The following is a 21,925-nucleotide window of genomic DNA, read 5'->3' on the forward strand; positions in this document are numbered from 1 at the left end:
TGTGTGTTCGAGCGCTGTGGGTCTCGGCGTCAGCAGTCGGTGACGCGTTTCTCCTAGACAATCTCGCATGCAAGAAATTTCGTCGTGATCTCGTCGGCTTCCAATGATTGACCGGGCTCAGTCGTTCCGTCCTAGCCGCGTTCGCGTGTTCGAGAACATAGCCACTGAAGCCGAGCGGCCCCTCGCTCAGGCCACACGCACAGGCCACCGTTAAGCCCGCCGACAGCGGTGTCGAAACGCACGTAGAGAGCGGACTCGCCAAGCAGTGCGAGGTGGTTCTCTATCTTCTCTGCTACGACTTCGGCACGGAGACAGATGTTTTGAGTACATGCGCGCACGTAAATTTTGCGTGGGTGCAACCGATAATGCGTTTGCGATGGAAGCTTCGAGGTGGCGGTCTTAGCTATCGAGCGCATCTGCGGTACCTCGCAGGCCTACCCGAATATTCCTCGTTGCCTCAGGACCGTGCGCGTCGCGAATTATCAGCGGGCCGGTCCGCGCGTGGCTTTGCGGTCTGGATCCGACATTGTCTTTTGAATAACTCAGTCGAATAACTTTGTAGCGGTCGCCGACCATGCCGGTGACCGCTACGACCTGCGAAGCCTTAGCGAAACGGAGGGGTTAGGAGTTTCCGCGTGAGTAATATTTTTGTATAGCTGTTCTCCGACAAGCGATTTCAGTTCTTGCGATCACCTCGACTTCGACCTAGGGTGAGATCATGTCCGGGGATCCAGATAGGCCAAGTCGGTCAGATTCAACCGCCGCGAATGGTGGTCAAGCGGTTACGCACGATTGTGCGCCACGAGTGTTGAGCGCGCGGGACTACGCCGAATTAAAAGGAATTCCCCTGCGTTCGCTGCGCCGATACCTGGCGCAGGGGCTGATTCCCGGTGCCGAGCGCGTGGGGCCGGGGAAGAAATGGCGGATCACTCCGACCACACCAGCCTGATCCGAAGCTCGATTCGACCGTGCTGCCTCAGCAGGGTTCTGCGCGAGGCTTCCTGAGCGAAATATTCACTGCAGGAAACGCTTACGCGCGATCCTGACCAACATTCAGCAACACGGCTGGCCTCGACAGAAGAAAACCCCCGCACCTGCAGCAACAGGAGGCGGGGGTCACTATCGAAGTTTTGCGAGAAGCGAGTTGCAAGCTCGAATCTCAGTGTTGCGCATCCCCAGAAGGGACTGTCTTGCCAGACACGTCTCAGGGTACCTCCTGCCCTGACGAAGTTTCAACCGTCGCTGCTTCATGTGTCGCGCGGCCAGCACCCGAGGTCGTGTGGAAGCTGCTCTCGCCACTGCTCGCCGCGCGTCAATCGATGCGGTTGGCCGAGCCCGATGGCGGCGGCAAATTCAACTCCCCGCGACCTCGAACGTCGCGTCTCCCCGACTACCCCGCCGCCGTCCCCATCTACGATCGACAGCGCCGCACGAAGTTGTTGGCGCTCGACTTCGACGCCAAAACGCATGGCGCTGCTCAGGTAGAAGCGGACGTCGAACGCGTCCTTTCGTGGCTGCACGAATGCGGCGCTCGGACCGTCACAGACCGGTCCACCAGTGGCGGTCGCCATGTACTCGTGCCCTTGGCCGCAGGCACATCACTCGAGGTCGATGACTTCACCGCCCTGTTGTCCCTGCTCGAATCCCGACTGCCGACATTCGACAAAACCCCGATGCGCAACGCCACGCACGGGTGCATCACTGCCCCGGGGTCACTGTGCAAAGAAGGTGGGCACAGGCAACTCGTCGGCACACTTCCCGACGCCGTCGAAGCCCTCACTCTCAGATCCGACCGCGGCGTCGTCGCCCGCATGGTCGAACTGCTCGGCGGTATTACTACCTCGCGGCCTCGTACCCGCGTCGCGGCCGTACAGGCGTCGCTGACCCGCGAAGGACATCTCGTCGGCGTCGACGACACACGCAGGCTGCATCCGCGGTTCTGTCAGACGAGCCCGATCCCGGCCGCGGTCGCCGCGTTCGCGCGCGCCGGCGAGTTCGATCGCGGCCGCTGGGACTCGCCCTCCGAGGCGCGACAGTCCGTCATCACGGCCCTGGTGCGTCGTGGTGCCACAGCAGCAGACATCGAAAGTCTTATTGGCTCCGACGAATACGTGGGCCTGCGCCAGGCCTACGACCGATACAGGAACTCCGCCCAGATCGCGCGCTCCCTACGGTTGGACGTCAACAAAGCGCTCACCTGGGCTGCGAGCGTTGCGACCGAATTCCGCGTTCGCGAGCACAAGAACAAGCACACAGGGGGGTACGGAGGTGTCGATCTATCGCGTGACGATCCAATCCGACGACGATGGCTTGCCTCTGCCAACACATGGATCGATCAGGAGTTCCTAGCATCACGACAGCGCCCCGCGCTGCTCGCAGTCGTCCAATCCTTGGCCTACAGCTCGGCTCTCGCAGGCAAACTGGTCGAGGGTGTACCAGTGGTGGCTATCGGCGGCCGTGGGCTCTCACACGCCGCTGGGCTCATGTCCGAGGCGAGCGTGTGGTCGGCTTTACGGGTTCTGCGTGAGACGCCCGGCTCACCCGTGCTGCGAGTCGCGCGCGGCGCAGGCCAGCTCCCAGACCGGTACGCCCTGACGACACCGGCGACAGCGCGCGACACCAGCGCGGTGGCACTCGAACGAGCACAGGTCGCCCCTGTGCATCACGCATGGAGTGTGCTCGGTCTGCGCTCTCGGGTGCTCTATGACCTCATCCACACAGGCCACGCACTCACCGTGAAGGACGCGTTCGCCGCTGCAAAGCTCAATACCTCTGCCGGCTACGCGGCCCTGACCGATCTGCGAATCGCTGGGCTCATCACCTCGACCCGAGATGCCGTCGCTGCCACGGAGCGCACTCTCGACGATGTCGCAGACGACGCGGGCCTCGATCTGGTCGCCTCCCAACGGGTCGTCCGCCACCGCGCCGAGCGACTTGTGTGGCACGCCTGGCTGGAAAGCCGTTCCGGTACAACATCACCCAATTGCAGCGGTGTACTTCAGCGCGCGTGCGAAGTGACGGGATGGGCCGATCCGCACCTCAATCCCCGCGAGTCCGAATTGATATGGGCAGCGACCCTGGCCGCCGGTCCACCGACGCTGGATCCCGACCTCAAAGCGTTCGATCTACACCGAAACCAGCTCGGTGCGGTCATCGCGGCACCGAGCTGGGGGATGCAGCTCACGGATCAGGGACCGATCCGCCGGCGTCGCATTGGGCATGGCTGAAATCACGGTCGCTGCACGGCGTGCTCGATCAGAGTTCGCGGTGCACGCTGAGCAAGCCGCTCTACTGCCGACCCGCGGATTGCCGGCAAATGCGGAAGAACGAACGAACGCAGAATTGACACGGGTCCGTTCGTTCATTTCGCCTGTTCGACATCTTGGATTCGCTGCAGGATCTCTTGGCTGAGCGTCACGTAGTCCTCGGCAAGGGCAGATGCGCTCCCAGGTCCGTGTTCCTCTGAAAGCTGTCCGGCGTCATCGTCGTGGTCGGCGAGCTCGTGTATGAGCCCTCCACTCTCCCTGGTCTTCACTGCGGACCTCTCTGCGTGCTGGATGACCGCCTTGAGTAGCGGTGCTGCGCCGTTGAGTGCCGACTCGATGTCCGAGGCCGCGTTGCGCCTGACGGCCTTGTCCGAGGTGGCGACGTCGAACAGAACCACGCCGAGAAGCTCGATGTCGGGGTTCGCATCGCGGGCGGTCTCGATTTGTCGCGAAAGCACTCGCAAACCTTCGATGCTGGCTCGATCGGCCCGGGTGGGCACCACGATCCAGCGGGTGGCGCCCAATGCGAGCTGGAACAACGTCGGACGGGTCGACGGGGTGTCCAAGACGATGAGATCGTAGTCGGGGGCGATGGGTGCGAGCGCCTCCGCGAGGAGGCTCTGGTGGGGGCGTGACCGATGCGCACGACCGGTGATCTCTGACTCCCAATCGTCCAGCGCTTCACCGCCGCTGATGACGTCGAGGCCGGGTCGAACGTCGGGGATGACAGGCACGAGTGCGGAGCCGGTCGCCAGTGCGCTGCGCAGAAGCTTGCCGGAGTCGCCCCGGCCGTCCCAGTAGTAGCCCAGATCATGCCCCGCATTGCCATGCGGATCGAGGTCGATGAACAGTGTTCTCCACCCACCTTCCGAGGCAAGGCCGGCGACGTTCACGGCCGTGGAGGTTGTACCTGTGCCGCCCTTGCAGTTGGCGAAGGTGACTACGCGAGTCAGTTCCTTCGTCATCGAGTCCGTCACTACAGCCTCTCCTTCTCGCATCGTCTCTCGCGAGGCGAGAGTCGCGCGCCACAATCCGTGGCGCGCCTTGGACATGCACCACCAGTGAGGAACTGACCCCACTTCAACTTATCGTGGATTGAGTGAAACAGGTTGCGCGACCAGTTAGGTCAACCGCGTCTAAAGTTGTTGTGCGACTGTATCTTTTGACGCGTACACCGCCCGAGGGCGTGGTGCTGCTCGGGGGATCCTATTTTCATTTCATTTCATTACATGTAACGAAATGAAATGAAATTCGGCCCGCATTGGCCTCGCGTGTTGGTTCTCGATGTATTGGTGCACCGCCCCTGGCTGCGTCTCAATTGCCGTGACATCGTCCCCGCTGCGCCGGCAGTAGTTCGAAGGCGGAAGTGTCCGCGACGGACGGACAGGGTGGCGATCCCGATAACTCACATTAGCTCCGCGGCGCAGCGGTTGTCGCTACGCTGACTGTGAGCGAGCGTCCGCTCCTATCGCTCCCGCGTGGGGGGGTGTTCGGCGGCTCGGGCCGCGAGCCCCGGCGAACGTCAGTTCTGTTCGTCCTGTTCCTCGCCGAACTGACCTGTTTCGAGGGCCTGGCCGCCGCCTGTTGGGTTTCGATCAGATCGGGGTTGTGTAGACGATTGCGTCCTGGATATACCCCGAGACCTGTTCGCTGCACGCCCCTGATGGCGAAGCCGTCGTCGGACCTGTCGGCCGCGACTGCATCAGGCGTTTGGAAGGTTGACGCTACGGTCACAATCGCATTGACTTGATCGACCGAGAAAGGACTGCTCATGAGCACTCTCGACGAACAGGAACGCAAGCTGCTCGAGTTGCTCACCCACTCGGTCCACCGGACGTTCGCCGACGCCCGGGCCTCCGGTGTCCCTGCCGAGGTGTTCGCCGACGTTGAGGCAATCGCAGCGTCGATGACCTCGGCGCTGCCGACTGGCCACATCTACGACCAGCTTGTCGGCCCGTTCTACGACACCTCGGGCCTGACCCAGTGGTGGGGCGTGAGCCGGCAGGCCGTCGCGAAGGCATCGTCCACCGGCGCGCTGATTGCCTGCCGGCTCGACGGCGGCGGATGGGTCTATCCGACCTGGCAGTTCACCGACTCAGGCACGGTGTACCCGGACCTGCTCACCTTATGGTCGACTTTGCGTGCTGCAGCCGATGCCTGGACCTGCGCAACCTGGCTGCGCAGTCCCCTCGCCGACCTCTACGACCGCAGCGCAGCGCAATGGGTCGCCGAAGGGCGCCCCATCGAGCCAGTGCTTGAGCTCGCATGCGCCGACGCGCGCCGGTGGGCGGCGTGAGCAGCCGCGACCGCGTCGCGCTTGGACCCGCGATCATGGCCACAGCGGAGCCGATCGCCGACACTGCCGCTGCGGCCGTCATCGAAACCGGGATGAAGCTAAGTTGACCAACTATCAAGCCATCCTTGAAGATCGATCCGAGTAGTGCGACGTCTTTCCCCGCCATTTGCCCACCGCTCTTCAGCAGCGCTCGTGAAACGCTCTCGTGTCCGGTCCGGGTGGTTCAGTGAGTCGACACAATCACCGCGCGACTCGCAGTACATCCCGATCGTGGTCTAAATGTCTGACTCGCAGGGGTCAGTCCCAGCGGCGGTGGGGCAGCTGAGAAGGCTTCTCATCGCCGTGACGCGTCATCTAATTTCCTCCCCAAGCGTCATCGCCGATAGCTATACGGATTTCACACCGGCCCGGTGAGTGGCACTGGTCGACTACGAATGGTGGAGTTCGGGCGCACAGCTGCTCACGGCACCAGGGGGAGAGATGCCGCGCCACGACAGGTTTTTCCTCAAAATCTTCGAAGTCGAACCGGAACGGCAGTCGCCGGTCCTGCCACGGCTTCTGACAGGTCACCCCTGCCGGACACGATGTCGACTTCGATTCCAGTCCCGATGGTTCAGCTGGCCATAGATCGTGCCAGCCGGGTCCGATCGTTAGGCGTCCATGAACCGGAGGGTGAGCGCGTCGATGCTGTTCGTCGAAGACATCAATCGCAGCCTGGACGATGCGATCGAGATCGTCATCCGTGGATAGCGGAGGGATGGTGCCTCGCGGGACGCCAATGGGTCAATTTTCGATTGATCGAATGATTGTTGCCACCTACGCCCAATGGGAATATATCCCTGCATTTGGTGAGAAGAATTCCCTCGAAGCGATACGGAGAATGTGAAATGTCTGCAGACAAGACGACTGTGGCTACGACGCCCACGAAGGCGGCCGACGCGCCTACCTTCCTCAAGAGTGTTGTGACACCCAGCGACACGCGCACCACGATGGGCCTCGGCAAGATGTGCAAGTACAAGTCGTACGGCAACTAGCTCCTGCATGCTGGAGAGGTGGCACTAATGCCTAGTGTCACCTCTCGGTGTAGCTCAGGTCATCCATGGCGAAAATAAAATTCAGCAAGTTCAGCGAACCCGGAGCATGGTCCGAGATTCTCGAGGGGCTGCTCTCGGACACCATCACAGGTGACCGCAGCACTGCATTCCGCGAACGCTGTCGCGAGTTCGGGATCGAGACGACTACGCCCTTGTTCGACTGGTTGATTTCCGACCTCGCGTTCATTCGTCCGCCTGACGCAATCGCCCAGATCATTGCCCTCGTTTTGGGACTCGAACACCGAGCGGGAATCGACACCTTCACCGCAAGTATGAGGCTCACCTCGGCGTACGCACGCAAGATCGACTCGGATCCGGAAACCGCCCGATTGCTCGTCGGCGTAGCCGTAAGCTTCGCTGCCGACACCGGACTCGGCGGCGTTGCGATCGACCGGTGGGCCGGCGTCAACCAGCGAATGTTGCTGAGTTCGGAGTGGACCCTCACGGATGTTGCCTCCGCGGCCGACAACCAGCCTGAGTCCGTAATCTACGAAGCGCTGATCGGCGAGGACACTCGGCTGCGCGAAACGCGGCTGTGCGGACACGCATCCTCGCGCCTGGGATGGCACAGTGCCGAACTTATGCAAGTAACCACCGGTAATCGCATGTGGCGCGGTCCACTGACTGCACAGAATGATCTCGCGCAGCTGGACGTAGCCCGGACCGTCTTACTTCCCCAGATGGACGATGACGCCCGGTACGTCGCTGAGCACATGCATGCGGCGATCGACGAGGTTCCCGCAGAATTCAGCGGGATAACGAAAGACTACTTCGAGGGCAGTATCGTGTACGCAGCCGAAATGTATCGACTATTCGACACCACCGGAACGTCGGCATAAATGGCAGCCGCGACTTACATCCTCGCCGACTACGACGATCCTGACCTACCCGCGATGACTGCGGTCCCTGGATCAGTCCACCTTCCCCTTTCCCTTCCGCACGACGCGTACTCGATCCTCGCGACGAAGACGGGCTGGTCGATTTCCTGCGGTCAAGACCGGCTGACCGACTCCGACCTTAAAGACTGCTCGGTGGTGGTCTACCGCCGCTGGCGAAGCTCTCCGCCGGCCCCACTGGTTCGCGCAGACGCCGAAGCCGACGCATCGGCGAGAGCGTTCATCGAGCGTCAATGGAACTCCACCATTGCCGGACTGCTGTCTCTGGCATATGACTCCGAACCGGCGAAATGGTCGCGAGATCCGATAGCTGTTGACAACAAGATTCGCAACCTGTGGCAAATCCGAGACCTCGTGCCGACCCTCGAAACGGTCATAGGCACGTCGACCCCCGTCATCGGCACACCCGCGGTTTTGCAACAGGTGATTTGGAAGCCCGTCGACGTCGACCAATCCGTCGCTGGCGGACGAGCTACGACCGTCGTCGCACCGCCTCCGCACGCTGAGTCTCGCGAGCCATGTCCCGCGTTCTATCAGCGCCGGATCAATTCGGTAGCCGAAATCCGGGTCGGTTACTCCTTCGGAACGGTGTCATCGGTATGGCAAGAACCGATCAACGCCCCGGAATCCGCCATCGACCTCCGCTATGTGGACATGGACCGAAAGCCGTATCCCCATCCGCTGATCGAGCAACAGGCACGCGACATTGCCCGAGCACTTCGCAAGGAGATGTACACCGCCGACATCCTCGTCGACACTGCCGGGCAGATGTGGTGGACCGACATCAACCCCGACGGATTATTCAGCGGCGCCGACTCACCCGAGGGTGCCTTGAGCACCTGCCTCACTACTGGTATCCGCCTTCAGGCGAGCCTCCCACCAACCCACAGGGGAAACCGCGATGCGTCTTAGTCACTACACCCGGATCACCGACCTGGGCGACGACACCTCGTTACTCCTCAACCTTCCACACAAGCGTGCGGACGTGCTTCCTAACGGGGTAGTCGCCCTCATTGAAGCCGGACGCCTCGACGAACAAGCCGACACCGCTCACGCGCTGCTGGAAGCCGGCTACCTCACATCGATGTCAGCCGAAGACGAGGTGACATGGTTCCAGCAATACGTAGCGGACCAGGTCAGCGACACACAGGCCGCGAACATCGCAGTGGTCACCACCAACTCGTGCAACCTCGCCTGCTCGTACTGCTTCCAGGCCGACACAGGCATGCGAGCGCTCCCACAGCGTTACCTCACCGAGGCCGACGCGGATTCGATCCTGCGTTCGGTCACCTCGCTGATCGGGACCCGCGGAGTCAGTCATCTCGAATTGTTCGGCGGTGAGCCCCTCCTGCCCCGACTCGGCGACGTCGTGCGCAAGCTTGTCCTCGGGGGAGCCGAGCTAGGGTTACAAACACATGCGACGACCAACGGCGTATTCCTGCACCAATTCGCCGACCTTCTCTCCCCCACTATGCTGAACGACCTCATCGTCAGCGTGGACGGGACCGCCGAATACCACGACATCCGCCGGGTCCCGTTGTCCGGCGCCCCGACGTTCTCCACGATCATCGACAACATCGAGCTTGCCCTCGATAAAGGTGTCTCTGTCGCGATACGACCCAACATCGATCGCCGGAACATCGACGGTCTGCCCAAACTCATCGACTTCCTCGGCGAGCGCGGAATCCTCGCGCACGAACTTGTCGCGTTTCACCACGTGAATGTCCATCCGGATCCACTGTCGCCGGAACGCGGCGTTGGCGACCACTACATGAGCGCCATCGAGATCGACGAATACCTTCTCATGCGCGGCTACGGCGACTTCGTCTCCGGAGAACACAGTGCAGTGTTCGGTTCGCTCGGCAGCACCTCGAGCCGATTGACCGCTTACCTCCGCGATGTGATCAGCAGACCGATGTACGACGCGTGCGGGGCCCCAGCAAGGAACATCTACTTCTCACCCGAAGGTGCCATCTACAACTGCCACGAACTGGTCGGGCGGCCCGACAAGGCTGTAGGAATGAGCACAAAACGCGGCATCGTCGAGCTTCCGCTATGGGACAAATGGCGGGCACGCCGAGTCGACTTGCTGAAGAACTGCCAGACCTGCAATCTCGCCCTCACACACGGCGGCGGCTGCGGTGCCAGGCTGGATCCGGACAGCTTGGATGTCTGGGGGGTGTGTGCAGGGTTTCCCGAGGAATTCGATTCCAAGGTCGTTGCCCTGGCACGTGAAGACCGACTCGACATGATGAGCGCCTGAACACTGGTGTCCATCTCCCTCGCACCTGGAGTTCGCGTCGGATTTCGCGGTAATCCGGTGGTCCTTGTGCCTGGCCGCGATCCCCTCGTTGTCGACGGGGATACCCATGACTTCCTGCTTCGGGTCGCCAACGAGGAATCCGGCGGTGCCCCGACCCTAGTCATGGACGACCAGGAGACGGCCCGGTCCATTCAACTGCTCGTCGACCACGGCGTGCTGGAAGGCGAGTCGGCTGATTGGACGATACGACATCAGACGTACGCACCGAGCTTGTCCGACCTGTACTTCCGCCGCGATTCGCAGGTATTGCAACAGCTCTTCGCGGGGGTCGCGACAGCCACGGGCCGACTAGTGGCCTCCAAGGCCACCGTCGGCTTCGGATTAGCGACGCTCTTGCTCGCCTCGGCGTTCGTGATCTGGGCGCTTCCTGTGACCTCCACCATGGTTACGGTGCTCGACAGTCCTGGCACCGCGATCCTGCTCGTGTTCGTGGCTCAGACTGTCCGCTTGCTCCTGCACGAGTCCGGGCACTATGCCGTGGCTGCGCAATGCGGTGACCGGCCAGGGGTCGGCTACGGGCTCTACCTCGCAGGCCCGTCCCTCTATGTCGACCTCTCGCACCTCGAATCCGAGCCGGTGGCCACCCGCCTACGCGGCGACCTGGCGGGCCTCGCTGTCGACGGTTACCTCATCGCGGCACTTGCGCTGGCCTACCTCTGGCATTCCGATGGAATGGCGGCGATAGTCCTACTCTCCCTATGCACCGTCTCCCTCGCAAGCCTGCGGCCCACCGAAAAGTCGGACGGCTACTGGGCTCTGCGTGACGCCATGGGGGCACGCGCCGTCTCCGCCACCTGGGCAACGCCACGCGCTATGCTCACCGCGTTGCGAGCACAGGACACGACGGTGCAGCGGTTTGCCCGGGTACTGGTGATCATCTACACCTTGTTCAGCGTGTTCGCGCTCTGTTCACTTCCACGGTGGCTGTTCGGCATCTACCACGCGGTCATCGATGCGGGGCCGAGATCGCTGGCCGTAGTTCTGTTGGCTGGCGTTGGTTACCCGACGATCATGGTCATCGCTCTTTTGGTAGTTCGCCGACGCCGGACAACCCGACTGCGCCCAATAAGAGGTCGTCACCGACGTGATCGGTCTCGATGACCAATCAATACACATCCGACACCGCTGACTGCTTCGGCCACCTACGGGTCAAGTGGTGCTGGATGCCGGAAACTGTGAGGAAAGCGCACCTTTCACCGCCGCGTTGGTCGGTGGATTCGCGCAACCTGCTTGAGGTTTGGGCCCGGTGACGTGGGACAACTTCCTTTGCCGATCGACTCGATGTAACACTCCTGCCGCAGCCCATCAACTCGGCTACGCCATCGGCTGACGCGCTGCGCGGATTCGGTCAGAAGTAACAGCCGCCAACTGTGCCCGATACGGTGTCGACGGACCTCGCGCGTCAACGTTTTGCTCGTAGGAGAACACCGCTGTGTCCGATCTAAAATATCCGCCGCCCGCAACACCGGTACCGAAGGGGCGACGGAAATGGCCGTGGGTTATTGGCGCTGTCCTGTCCGGCTTGCTAATCGTCGGTTGCGTCGATCAGACGGGGACCGCTGAGACCGCCGCGCAGGCCGCAGTGGCGACTTCCGCGCTGACAATCAGCCCCTCGATCACTGCCACCTCCAGCGACGCACCGCCGACGCCCCCAGGCTCCAACCCGACGACACCCGAAGCGAGACTCGACAACGCCGACGGCGCACAGGCATCCCTGTCCACGCTGGCCACTCTGCCGATCAAGGGCCGAGCCCCGAAAACCGGCTATGACCGTGACTTGTTCGGCCAATCCTGGACCGACGATGTCGACGTCGAATTTGGGAGGAATGGCTGTGACCAGCGAAACGATCTGCTTCGTCGTGACCTCACGGACATCACCCTCAAGCCAGGATCCAATGGATGCGTGGTGCTGACCGGCACCCTGGCCGACACCTACACCGGCACCATCATCGACTTCGTTCGAGGAGCTGATACCTCGATGGCTGTTCAACTGGATCATGTTGTGTCGCTTATATCGGATCGCCGACTGTTGGGTGCTAAGATCTGAGCCATGCCCGACCGGTGGAGGTGCGAGTCCGAGTGAGCAACCATGCCCGAGTAATGCAGGTAGATCTCAGGCTCCTCGGCGCCAGCCAAAATCCAGCGCCCTGGCTCAGCGAGGCGGTCCAGGCAAACCGCCAGTGGACGCGACGCGGCACACCCCTGCACATCCCCTTGACTGCAGATGGCCACATGGACCCCGTCGTGGTCTCCTGGGCTCACCACTTTCACAACGAGCACACCGCCATGAACTACGCAAGTGATGTGGCGGCATACTTCGGATACCTTGGCGACCAGCGGGACGGACTCTCGTGGCTGGACGTCAGGCGCGGAGACGTGACTGCATACTTCCAGTGGCGGCGCACGGACGCCACAGTAATTCGGCGGGGGGCGATACAGCGAGGAGTGTCGGCGAGCACCATCGTGCGCAACCGCGCGGCGCTCATGTCCCTCTACGGTTACGCCGCCGATCACGATGCGGTGTCGTCGAACCCGGTCCCGACCGGCAACATCAACGTGACGCGTGGCCAGGTCCTGGCTGACGTGAATTGGCTTACGCGACGTGCGTACCAGCGCTGGCGAAGCGAGGCACTGCTCGGGGTGGGTGCCGCCCGGGCCGAGAGCATGGTCATGAGGGACCGCAATGCCGCCTACGCGGACCTTCTCTACAGCAGCGGGATGCGTCGCTCCGAAGCGGCGGGATTGCTCCTCGTTGAAGTTCCCACAGCGCAGATCACGAGTCGTCTCTTCAAGGGGCGGGTCCCCGGAGCCCTTTCGAAGAACAGCCCCGAGCGTGGCCGGATCTTCTACCTCGGCCGAGAAGTGCTGGCGACAATCAACGAGTACGTGTCCCAGATGCGCGTATTGGACGAGGCCGCTGGCCTGGCGTCCGGCGTCTACGAGGAGGTCCCCAATGCGCTGATCGTGCAGAGGGTATCCCGCCGGAATGGGCTCGCGACCAAAGTCACCGTGGACGACACCGAGAGCGGCGAGACCGTCCAATTCAACCTCGATGAGTTGGATTGGTCGCATCGGGCTCGGACGTTCGGTCTCGATTCGGAGGGGCGTCGACGTCCGCTGGCACTGTGGCTCGGACAGCACGGCCGTCCGCTCCAGCCCACGTCGTGGAATGACGTCTTCAGTGAGGCATCCGACCGGATGGCGGCCTCGTCCCGGGTGTCGCACGGTTCCCTGCAGATCGACGATGACGACTCGATCTACGTCCATCCACACATGCTGCGACATTCCTTCGCGCTTCACGTCTTCGCGCTGTCCGCGATGATGTCGTTGCGGCAGCAAGATCGAGTGAGTCAGGCGGGCCTCCGGAGCCTCATCGAGGAAGGCAATATCTGGCTGCGCGTGCAGAACCTCCTCGGGCACAAGAACCTACAGGTGACCAGAGACCACTACTTAGCACCAGTACTGGCTCTTGAATGGGACTGGTTCCTCGCGGCGACGGAGCAAGCCCCCACTCAACTGGACGAGGCCCTAGCGCTTATCGCTCAATCAGATGAGCGCGTCATCGACAGCCCGATCGGAGTCGGCAGTTGATCTGTTCATTCGATGGCCCGCTCACCTTGCGCCTTGCCGAATACCGCCGGCCAACCCACGATTTCGTGCTGCGCTTCGACACCCTGGATTGCGGTCCTGAGTTCCAGCGAGTGTTGGCCGTGCGTTTCAGCGAACTCGTCTCTGGCGATGGCACTTGGAACTCTAAGGCAACCGTCGAACTTGGGTTCCGCGCTGTCAAGGCGCTCCTACGCACGGTCCCCCTCGACCGGCCATCGGATCTGCAGGCTTCCCAGTGGAACTCATTTCTTCTGTCTATGAGTCCGTCGGTGCGTTCAGCCTACGGGCAGTCGGTGAAGGCCGTCCTCCGAGTTCTTCCGGGCATCACCGAGAGCGCCCTCCACGCCATCGAAACAGGATACGTCGGAAGATCTCCTGCTGAGGTCAGCGGTATCGTTCTCAGCGACGCCCAGATCGAGACTCTGCGCGCCACCTGCTTCGAAACCCTGCGGGCGGCCAAGGCCCGTGTTACCGCGTCATGGATGCTCGTCGACGACTTCCGTGCCGGACGCATCACACCGGATTCAGATGACTACCTTTACGCCCAGACTCTCGACGAGATCGCCCGGACCGGCGATATTGCCCGCCGCTACCCTTCGTCGCCTAGTCTTCGTGTGATTCCACCGACTGTGCTCAAGCGGCTGAATGGCAGCGCCACCAAACGAACGCCGTACCTGGCCTACAAAGCGCTGTATCTCACCGCAGGCGAGGGTGCCGCCGCGGTCATGGGCTTGACGATCACCTGTGGATGGAACCTCAGCGTGGCCCTGAATCTCACCACATCCGACATCAGTCGAGTCGACGCCCGTGATGGCAGCGAGCCGGTGCATCTCCGCGTCACCCTCACAAAACCCCGCCGCGGTGCCGTGAGCACTTGGTCCGAGACCTACTTCGACAACGGCGCCCGGTCTAAGGCGAGAATGATCATGATGCTGCTCGAGGCGACCGAAGGCGCACGGCGCACCTTGGCCTCCGTGGGGCACCCGACCGATGCGGTTCTAGTGGTCTTATCTGGCGGCCTCAACTCAGGACGGCAGACACCATCCGGCATCCCACTATTCACCCTCGCTGACGTACATTTGCGAACCGTTTTGGCCCATCTTGCCGGCTGGCGCAAGGACCACCCTGAACTTGACTTCGCCACAGCAAGGGCACTCCGCCACTATTTCGTGACCCAGGTCCATCCGCAAGGCCACACCGCCGCGACCAACACCGAATATGCCCTGCAGGACCCCCGAGTCCGTCAAGACGCACAGGAAGCTATCGCCGCCGGGCTCGAGGCCGCACTCGATGACGTGCAGGCACGTGTCACGTCCCGAGACTTCGCCACCGCCGCCGAAGCCCCGATCGCCGCCAACCTCGGTGTGCTCGATGCCCTCAATGCCGGCCATCGGGACACCGTCGCGGCAGCCTGCCAGGACCCCACATCGAACCCGGCGACGGGATCGCCATGTGAGGCGTCGTTTCTCACCTGCTTCGCCTGCAAAAATGCAGTCATACTCCGGCGCCACCTCCCTCGGGTCGTGGCTCTGCTCGATCATTTCGAGCTCCTCCGTGCGACGACGGATGAGCACACATGGTCAACCCGCTATCAGGCTCACTACGCCAGAATACGAAGCCTGACCAGCCCCGGACCCTACTTCTCCCCAGACGATCTCAAGCGGGCACGCGACACGGTCACCGCGGGTGACCGGAACGCCGTCGAACGACTAATGAGACGAGAGTGGGACACTCGATGACTCAGAGAAACGCGATGACCACCGGCCTGTCGAACAATCCGTCTGCGACCTTCCCCGACCGCGGCTCACGCGCGGTCGTGCCGTCCTCCTCCGCCCGCGTGTTTGCCACCCACGAACGCCGCAGCGACGTTACAGACCAGCCGATAACCGTATTCGCGGACGATGTGTGGCCGCTGCACCACATCGATCACGCGGACCACCTGGCATCGATGAATCTCAACTTCAATACGGTTCCCGAGCCGTTCAGGAACGCCACGAAGATATATATCTTCAACATCCTCAATACCCCCATGCTCCGCGCTAGCGCCAAGATTCGCCGGCGGATGATTTCGCCAGGATCAGTGCAGGCTGCCTACTACCGGCTCTGCGCTCTCACCCAATGGCTGTCGGCACGCGGGTACGAGCAGTTCGCCGAGATCACCACGGAAACCTGGGAGGAGTACGCGGCGGAGATCGCAGACTCGTCTTCCGGCCGCAGTTTCAAGGGCGCCATCCTCAGCTTCCTGTGCCGCATCTGGGTGCACAACATAGACCATCCCGGCCCGCTCCACCTGGTCCAACCACCGTGGTTCGACCGCGATCTCACAAACTGGATAGGCGACACCCGAGGCCAATACGAGAACCGAACCGAGCCCATCCCGCCGGACGTGATGGCCGATCTCCTGCACGCGAGCATGGCTCTCGTCGATGAGTACCTCAGTGGGGCCCTCGACTTGGGAAGCCAATCTGCCCGATGGAAGGCCCGACGTTGGGCGCAGGACAACGACCTGTCCGTCCCCGCTGGCAAGGGACAGGCCGTTACTCCGGAGCAATTCGCGGCCTTCAAGCAAGCTACCAATTATGTGCGGGCGTTCGACATCGGCGACGTGCGCACATCTGCGATGCTCATTGTCGGCTATCTGACCGGCATGCGCCCCAGCGAGTTATTGCACCTCGGACACGACTGCCTGGAAAGCACGGGCCCCCTCGAAGACGACCTGTCGAGCACCGCCAGCAGATACCGAATCTGGGGACGCACCTTCAAGAATGTGCTCGATGAGGACGGGCAGGCTGCCACCGCCGGTCGGCGGAGACAACAGCCCTGGATCACCATCGAGCCGGCCGCCCGCGCTATCGAAGCACTACAACTGATCAACCCCAACAGCGAGTACCTATTCGCGGTGGTCAAGCGAACACCAGACTGTGAGAGATCACGACGCGGCGCTCTGATTTCGACGACCATGGCCTCTGCTGGAATCAAGAGGTTGATCACGAAGTGGAACCAGCACGCCCACCGTGGCGACCGCTTGCCCATCCGATTGAAGGCGAGTAGCGAAGGAGCCGTGAATAGAGGCTCTTCCTTGGTATTCGACGACATCGAGAACGATGAAGTCGTCTCATTGAGCAGGCTTCGCCGCACCCTGGCCTGGCATATCGCAAACCAACCCGGTGGTGAAATCGCCCTCGGCATCCAGTACGGCCACCTTAGCTCCGTCACATCACTGGGCTACGCAGGACGTGCCGAATCAGGCTTCCCGGACGAGGTCGAATTCGATCGGCTGATGTCCAACTGGGACCGCCTTCAAGACCTGACGGAGGCATGGAGCCATGACGAGCAGATCAGCGGCCCCGCCGCAGACCGCCTTGCCGACGGGCTCAGCAGCTTCCAGGAACAGTTTGCCGGACAGGTTCGCAGCGAAGCCGAACTCAAGCGGTTCCGAAACAGCCGTCTGCACTTGATCTACGACAACCCGAACGCGCACGTCGTCTGCATCTACAACCCGAGCACGGCTGCGTGCCAGGTCGATCGCCCGCCCAAGGATGACGCCACGCAAACGCCCGATCTGACAAATTGTCAAAGCAACTGCCCCAACATCGCCATGCTCGATCAGCACGTCTCAGCGAAGGCAAGAGAGCGCGATGACCTGCTCGCTGAGGCCGAGTCTCTGCCCGAGCCACTTGCCATGCGCAATCGACAACGGGCAGAACTCCTGACGCGCCAGATCGGCAGACACCCTGGGAGGGAGGGGGAAGCCACGTGACCCGACGCGGGGATGACGCAGCTGAACGGGACGCACTGATCGCTGCGCTCGGACGACTGCTCGATGGCCAAGCGAAGAACAGTTCGGGAAAGCTCAGCGCCAAGGCCCTTGCGGAGGAAGCGGGTCTGGCGAGAACTTCCCTCACACACAAGCACACCGACATTCGTGATCTGGTCGCCCAGATCTCGAAGCAGATCGCTCCAGTGTCCGCAGCTCAGCAGACAGAGGAGACCTCCGCTGTCGCAAAACTTCGCCAAGATCTGGCTGCAGAGAGGGAGCTCAACGGCATATTGAGCACCCAACTCGCCGCCGCACTTCTCCGGCTGGAGCAGCTACCCGACCGCCATTTACGCCCCTTACGTGGCAGGGATGGAACTTAGCGCCAGGTTCCCGACACCCGGTGCAGTTCATTCGCGCGGGCGTCTCGGGTTCGTCCCGCACTCGACACGAGCAGGGCCACGCGAAATACTGCAGCAAGCAGGTGATGGGACTCGCCTCTGCCGCCGTAGCTCCCGCTGATAGTTCCTGGCCTGCGGCCAGGCGACTGCTATGGGCTCCGGCAACGACGTTGCCCTATTCGAGACGATGTTCTGGCTGCCGCCTGGCGGCACCGGAAACAGCATCGCCGCCGCATCATGGGCCGAATCGGCTGACCTACACGGCGACCAGGTCGGCATCGTGCTCGCAGCGCTGGCAGACGCCGACGTCGCCAGATACGCTGTTGGTTCACTTCGACGCGGCGGTTTGAAGCCAGGTCGCCCACCGAATCGGGCACATTCGTACCACCTGAAAAGTGCCGCTACCCATAACGGGTGCCGCAGGACGGCCCGATTGTCAGCGCACATAGCAAGGGGCAGGATCTAGGTATGAAGGTGGAGATTCTGTATTTCGATGGCTGCCCGAACTGGCAGGACGCGGCCGACCGGGTCCAGGCGGCGGCTGACACGGTCGGGTTGTCCGATGTGACGATCGGCTATCGGCGGATCGAGACAGAGGAGGAGGCTGCGGCGCTGCCGTTCGCCGGTTCCCCAACGATCCTGATCGATGGCACGGACGCATTCGCTGGGGCGCCGGCGGTGACCGAGTTCGCGTGCCGCGTCTACCCGACGGGGACCGGACTGGCCGGATCGCCCACCGTCGAGCAGCTGGCCCAGGTCCTGCGGAGCCGAATCTAGCTCGCAGAGTGTGAGAGCCCCCTGCCTTGGCGGGCGACGGTTCCCGTGAAGATACCCGCTAGGGCGACTGCGCCAGGATCACTGCCATCTCGGCCGAGAGGGGCATCGTCGTCATGAGCCCGGCACGGGTACGGCCGGTGTTGCCCTCGGGGTAGCGGCCGAGGGCCGAGCCGGGTGCGGCGACGACGATGCGAACGATCTGGCCGAGCGCCTCGCGGCGGTCACGTTGGTGCAGGGCGAGTCCGAGCATGGCGATGTGATTGCGGGTGTGCGGCCACAGGTAGGGCTGGGAGATGATGTGGGCGCGTTCGAGGTGATGCCACCGTTCGTCGGCCTCGCCGGTATCGCGGGCGGCGACCATCTCCGCGGTGTAAGCCTGGCGCAGATGCTCGGGCATTCCGCTCATGGCGTGGGCTCCTTGCTGGTGGTGGTGTCGAGGAATAGTGCGCAGATCACGAGCAGGACGCCGCCGGTGATGTAGACGTCGGCGAGATTGAAGGTGGGCCACCAGCCTGTGTGGAAATAGTCGGTGACCTTGCCATCGAGGATCCGGTCGATGACGTTGGCGGCGGCACCGGAGACGATCGCGGCGAGCCCGACGCTCTGGAGCCTCGGGCTGCCGGGTGCGGTGCGCCAGGCGAACACACCGATACCAGCGGTCACAGCGGCGGTCACCGCCACGATCACGATGGTGGGGAGCTGCGCGCCGAGACTGAACGCGACCCCGCTGTTATAAGCCAGCCGCAGGTCCAGCACCCCAAGCCCGATGGTTCGCCCGCCAGCGAGGCCGGAGCGGGCCATCGGATCAACAATGAGCGCCGCCGTAACCAAGAGGCTGGCGACGACCAGGAGCCAACGTCGGCCCGTGCCCCGCCGGGGCACGGCCGCTGACGGCGGCTTCATGCTTTCGGCATCAATCATGACCGGGCTCCGCCGACCGGTTCAAGCACCCGAGGGGTTGTGGGCATGGCCAAGATTTTTCGCGCGCGGCCCGCCCGGACACCGTTGGCGATGACGACGATCTCGGCGACCTCATGGACGAGCACTACCGCCGCCAGCCCCAGAACCCCGAACAACGCGAGCGGCATCAGCACCGTGATGATCGCCAAGGACAGGCCGACGTTCTGCAGCATGATCCGACGCGAGCGGCGTGCATGCCCCAGGGCCTGGGGCAGGTGGCGCAGATCCTCGCCCATCAATGCGATATCCGCGGTCTCGATCGCGACGTCGGCACCCATCGCGCCCATCGCGATCCCCAGATCCGCGGTGGCCAGCGCCGGGGCGTCGTTGACGCCGTCCCCGACCATCGCTGTCGGCCGATCCGCGCGTAGAGCAGCGACGATGCGGGCCTTGTCCTCGGGCCGCAAGTCCGCGTGCACCTCGTCGATGCCGACCTCTGCGGCCAGGGCGCGGGCGGTGCGTTCGTTGTCGCCGGTGAGCATCGCGACGGTGTAGCCGCTCCTTTGCAGCTCGGCCACGACCTCGCGGGCCTCCGGGCGCAGCTCATCGCGCACCGCGACCGCCCCGATCACCACGCCGCCGCGTTCGATCAGCACCGCGGTGGCACCGGCATGCTGCATCCGCTCGATATCCCCTGCCAGGGGGCCGGGGTCGACCCACCCGGGCCTGCCCAACCGGGCTGCAACACCATCGACGCGGCCAGTCAGCCCCGCGCCGACGACAGCATCGACCTCCTCCGCCGGAACGACGTTGTCGACAGCGGCGAGGATCGCCCGAGCGAGGGGGTGCTCGCTGCGCGCCTCCAGCGCGGCGGCAACTGCCAGCACCTCGGCTTCGGTGGCACCGCCGGTGGCGGCGACCTCGATGACCTCGGGCCGATTACGGGTCAGGGTGCCGGTCTTGTCCACGGCGACACCGCGGATCCGGCCGAGGGCTTCCAGCGCCGCGCCGCCCTTGATCAGAACACCGAACTTGCTGGCGGCACCGATCGCGGCGACCACCGTCACCGGGATCGCGATCGCCAACGCGCACGGGGACGCGGCGACCAGCACAACCAGTGCCCGCTCAATCCACACCAGCGGATCCCCAAACAGGCTGCCAACAGCGGCAATAACCACGGCAGCGATCATCACGCCCGGGACCAGCGGCTTCGCGATCTTGTCGGCCAGGCGCTGTGCCTCGCCCTTGCGAGACTGCTCGGCCTCGACGATCCGCACGATCTTGGCCAACGAGTTGTCCTCGGCACCTGCCGTGACCTCAACCTCTAGGGCACCTGTGCCGTTGATCGATCCGGCGAACACCTCGGCCCCTGGCCCGGCCTCGACAGGCATCGACTCGCCTGTGATCGCCGAGGTGTCCAGGGCAGTGCGCCCGCTGCGGATGATGCCGTCGGTGGCGAGTCGCTCGCCGGGCTTGACGATCATCGTTTCCCCAAGCCACAGCTGCGCCGGGGCGACGGTCTGCTCGCGGCCGCCCCGCCGCACGGTGGCGGTGTCCGGGACGAGGGAGAGTAGGGCGCGCAGGCCGCGGCGGGTGCGGGCGACGGCATATTCCTCGAGGCCCTCGCTGATGGTGAACAGGAACGCGAGCATCGCGGCCTCGCCGACGGCGCCGAGCAGCACCGCGCCGACGGCAGCGATCGTCATCAGTGTGCCGACGCCGATCTTGCCCTTGGCCAGGCGTCTGAGTGTCGAAGGGACAAAGGTGTAGCCGGCGATCAGCAGCACTGCGGCCTGCAGGGTCAGCTCGGCCGCGGGCGGCCCGCCAGCCCAGGCGACGGCGTACCCGGCCACCAGCAGCACCCCGGCGATCACCGCGGCACGGATCTCGGTGACCTGCCAGAACCTCGCCGGCTCCTGCGCCTGGTCGGCACCGGGTTCGTCGGGGCCGCAGCCGCAGGCGTCGCTCACGACTGCTCTCCGGTATCGGTGCCGTAGTTCAGGCATAGCGCGACCGCGTTCCCCGTGGCGGCCAGCAGAGTCTCGGCGGAGGCGAGCAGGTCCATCAGCTCCGGGCGAGCGAGGGAGTAGAACACCTGCCGCCCTTGCGGCCGGCCCTCGACAAGGTGGCAGTCGCGCAGGCACGCCACGTGCGCCGATACCGTGGACTGGGCCAGTCCGAGTTCGCCCACCAGGTCCGCCACTCGGGCCTCCCCGTCGGCAAGACGGCGCACGATCGCGAGCCGTGTGCCGTCGGAGAGGCTGTGGAACAGCGCCACCGCGGCGTCGAGTTCGGTCCCCGCGCTTACCGCGGTTGGGCAACCGCCAATGTCTTTGATCGTCATAATGCGATGATAGTCATATGTAGCGATGATTGATACGTCGGGCCGCACCCGGGGGGCTACGGAGGCCGCCGGCGACCAATTGTCCTCGGTGCCCCCGTGGGCCGGCACCGCTCTACAAAAATCGAGAAACCACACCGAAGACGCGTTAGTAGAGATCCGCCCCCCATCTAGGGCGTGTCTCCCAATCGGCGTAGCCAGGTGAGAATTGCGCAGAGGGTGACGGCGGCGCGGTAGGTGATCGCGAGTTTGTCGTAGCGGGTGG

The 21,925-nt window shown here is 63.4% G+C and carries 18 protein-coding genes; 13 read left to right on the plus strand and 5 right to left on the minus strand.

The window, feature by feature from the left end; translation table 11 throughout:
* The first annotated feature begins 1,277 nt into the window (after positions 1 to 1,277).
* On the plus strand, positions 1,278 to 3,227 hold the full coding sequence (locus ACIGGF_RS13790; RefSeq protein WP_283347337.1) for a hypothetical protein: 1,950 nt from the start codon (positions 1,278 to 1,280) through the stop codon (positions 3,225 to 3,227).
* Positions 3,228 to 3,361: 134 nt separating this feature from the next.
* Here the strand turns inward: ACIGGF_RS13790 and ACIGGF_RS13795 are convergent, their stop codons facing one another.
* Positions 3,362 to 4,243, minus strand: coding sequence for a ParA family protein (locus tag ACIGGF_RS13795; protein ID WP_283347336.1), 882 nt, complete (start codon positions 4,241 to 4,243; stop codon positions 3,362 to 3,364).
* Between the two features lie 794 nt (positions 4,244 to 5,037).
* Between ACIGGF_RS13795 and ACIGGF_RS13800 the strand changes: the two genes are divergently transcribed.
* From ACIGGF_RS13800 to ACIGGF_RS13855, 12 genes are all read left to right on the plus strand, one after another.
* Complete coding sequence (locus ACIGGF_RS13800) at positions 5,038 to 5,562, plus strand: hypothetical protein (protein WP_283347335.1); 525 nt, start codon at positions 5,038 to 5,040, stop codon at positions 5,560 to 5,562.
* Positions 5,563 to 6,449: 887 nt separating this feature from the next.
* Positions 6,450 to 6,596: a hypothetical protein gene (locus ACIGGF_RS13805; protein ID WP_283347334.1), complete on the plus strand. Its 147-nt coding sequence runs from the start codon at positions 6,450 to 6,452 to the stop codon at positions 6,594 to 6,596.
* A gap of 65 nt (positions 6,597 to 6,661) precedes the next feature.
* Positions 6,662 to 7,495 (plus strand): hypothetical protein, encoded by an 834-nt coding sequence (locus tag ACIGGF_RS13810; protein ID WP_283347333.1) that lies wholly within the window; start codon positions 6,662 to 6,664, stop codon positions 7,493 to 7,495.
* The gene (locus ACIGGF_RS13815; protein ID WP_283347332.1) at positions 7,496 to 8,464 is read left to right on the plus strand and encodes a hypothetical protein; all 969 of its coding nucleotides are present in this window, start codon (positions 7,496 to 7,498) and stop codon (positions 8,462 to 8,464) included.
* A complete protein-coding gene (locus ACIGGF_RS13820; protein ID WP_283347331.1) occupies positions 8,454 to 9,815 on the plus strand; it encodes a radical SAM/SPASM domain-containing protein in 1,362 nt (453 codons plus the stop codon). The genes ACIGGF_RS13815 and ACIGGF_RS13820 overlap by 11 nt, the downstream gene beginning before the upstream one ends.
* Positions 9,816 to 9,821: 6 nt before the next feature.
* Positions 9,822 to 10,976, plus strand: a complete 1,155-nt coding sequence (locus ACIGGF_RS13825; RefSeq protein ID WP_283347330.1) for a hypothetical protein — start codon at positions 9,822 to 9,824, stop codon at positions 10,974 to 10,976.
* A gap of 331 nt (positions 10,977 to 11,307) precedes the next feature.
* Positions 11,308 to 11,922 (plus strand): hypothetical protein, encoded by a 615-nt coding sequence (locus ACIGGF_RS13830; protein ID WP_283347329.1) that lies wholly within the window; start codon positions 11,308 to 11,310, stop codon positions 11,920 to 11,922.
* 239 nt (positions 11,923 to 12,161) lie between these two features.
* The gene (locus tag ACIGGF_RS13835) at positions 12,162 to 13,466 is read left to right on the plus strand and encodes a tyrosine-type recombinase/integrase (protein WP_241260586.1); all 1,305 of its coding nucleotides are present in this window, start codon (positions 12,162 to 12,164) and stop codon (positions 13,464 to 13,466) included.
* On the plus strand, positions 13,463 to 15,223 hold the full coding sequence (locus ACIGGF_RS13840; protein WP_206492264.1) for a hypothetical protein: 1,761 nt from the start codon (positions 13,463 to 13,465) through the stop codon (positions 15,221 to 15,223). The genes ACIGGF_RS13835 and ACIGGF_RS13840 overlap by 4 nt, the downstream gene beginning before the upstream one ends.
* Positions 15,224 to 15,237: 14 nt before the next feature.
* The gene (locus ACIGGF_RS13845) at positions 15,238 to 17,244 is read left to right on the plus strand and encodes a hypothetical protein (RefSeq protein ID WP_206492265.1); all 2,007 of its coding nucleotides are present in this window, start codon (positions 15,238 to 15,240) and stop codon (positions 17,242 to 17,244) included.
* Positions 17,241 to 17,624: a hypothetical protein gene (locus ACIGGF_RS13850; protein WP_206492266.1), complete on the plus strand. Its 384-nt coding sequence runs from the start codon at positions 17,241 to 17,243 to the stop codon at positions 17,622 to 17,624. Before ACIGGF_RS13845 ends, ACIGGF_RS13850 begins: the two co-directional genes overlap by 4 nt.
* 486 nt (positions 17,625 to 18,110) lie before the next feature.
* Complete coding sequence (locus ACIGGF_RS13855; RefSeq protein WP_206492267.1) at positions 18,111 to 18,419, plus strand: alkylmercury lyase; 309 nt, start codon at positions 18,111 to 18,113, stop codon at positions 18,417 to 18,419.
* Between the two features lie 58 nt (positions 18,420 to 18,477).
* On the opposite strand, the gene ACIGGF_RS13860 is transcribed toward ACIGGF_RS13855, so the two are convergent.
* From ACIGGF_RS13860 to ACIGGF_RS13875, 4 genes are read right to left on the minus strand one after another with little or no spacing between them, the layout of a single operon-like run.
* Positions 18,478 to 18,825: a DUF3703 domain-containing protein gene (locus ACIGGF_RS13860; protein ID WP_206497609.1), complete on the minus strand. Its 348-nt coding sequence runs from the start codon at positions 18,823 to 18,825 to the stop codon at positions 18,478 to 18,480.
* The gene (gene lspA / locus ACIGGF_RS13865) at positions 18,822 to 19,340 is read right to left on the minus strand and encodes a signal peptidase II (protein WP_241257668.1); all 519 of its coding nucleotides are present in this window, start codon (positions 19,338 to 19,340) and stop codon (positions 18,822 to 18,824) included. Before lspA ends, ACIGGF_RS13860 begins: the two co-directional genes overlap by 4 nt.
* Positions 19,337 to 21,289, minus strand: a complete 1,953-nt coding sequence (locus tag ACIGGF_RS13870) for a cation-translocating P-type ATPase (RefSeq protein ID WP_206497608.1) — start codon at positions 21,287 to 21,289, stop codon at positions 19,337 to 19,339. Before ACIGGF_RS13870 ends, lspA begins: the two co-directional genes overlap by 4 nt.
* Positions 21,286 to 21,663 carry a helix-turn-helix transcriptional regulator gene (locus tag ACIGGF_RS13875; RefSeq protein WP_206492269.1) on the minus strand — a complete coding sequence of 126 codons (378 nt, stop codon included), beginning with the start codon at positions 21,661 to 21,663 and terminating at the stop codon, positions 21,286 to 21,288. The genes ACIGGF_RS13870 and ACIGGF_RS13875 overlap by 4 nt, the downstream gene beginning before the upstream one ends.
* Between the last annotated feature and the right edge of the window lie 262 nt (positions 21,664 to 21,925).

The sequence above is a fragment of the Rhodococcus sp. NPDC078407 genome, from assembly GCF_044542515.1.
In the GTDB taxonomy this organism is placed as follows: domain Bacteria; phylum Actinomycetota; class Actinomycetes; order Mycobacteriales; family Mycobacteriaceae; genus Rhodococcoides.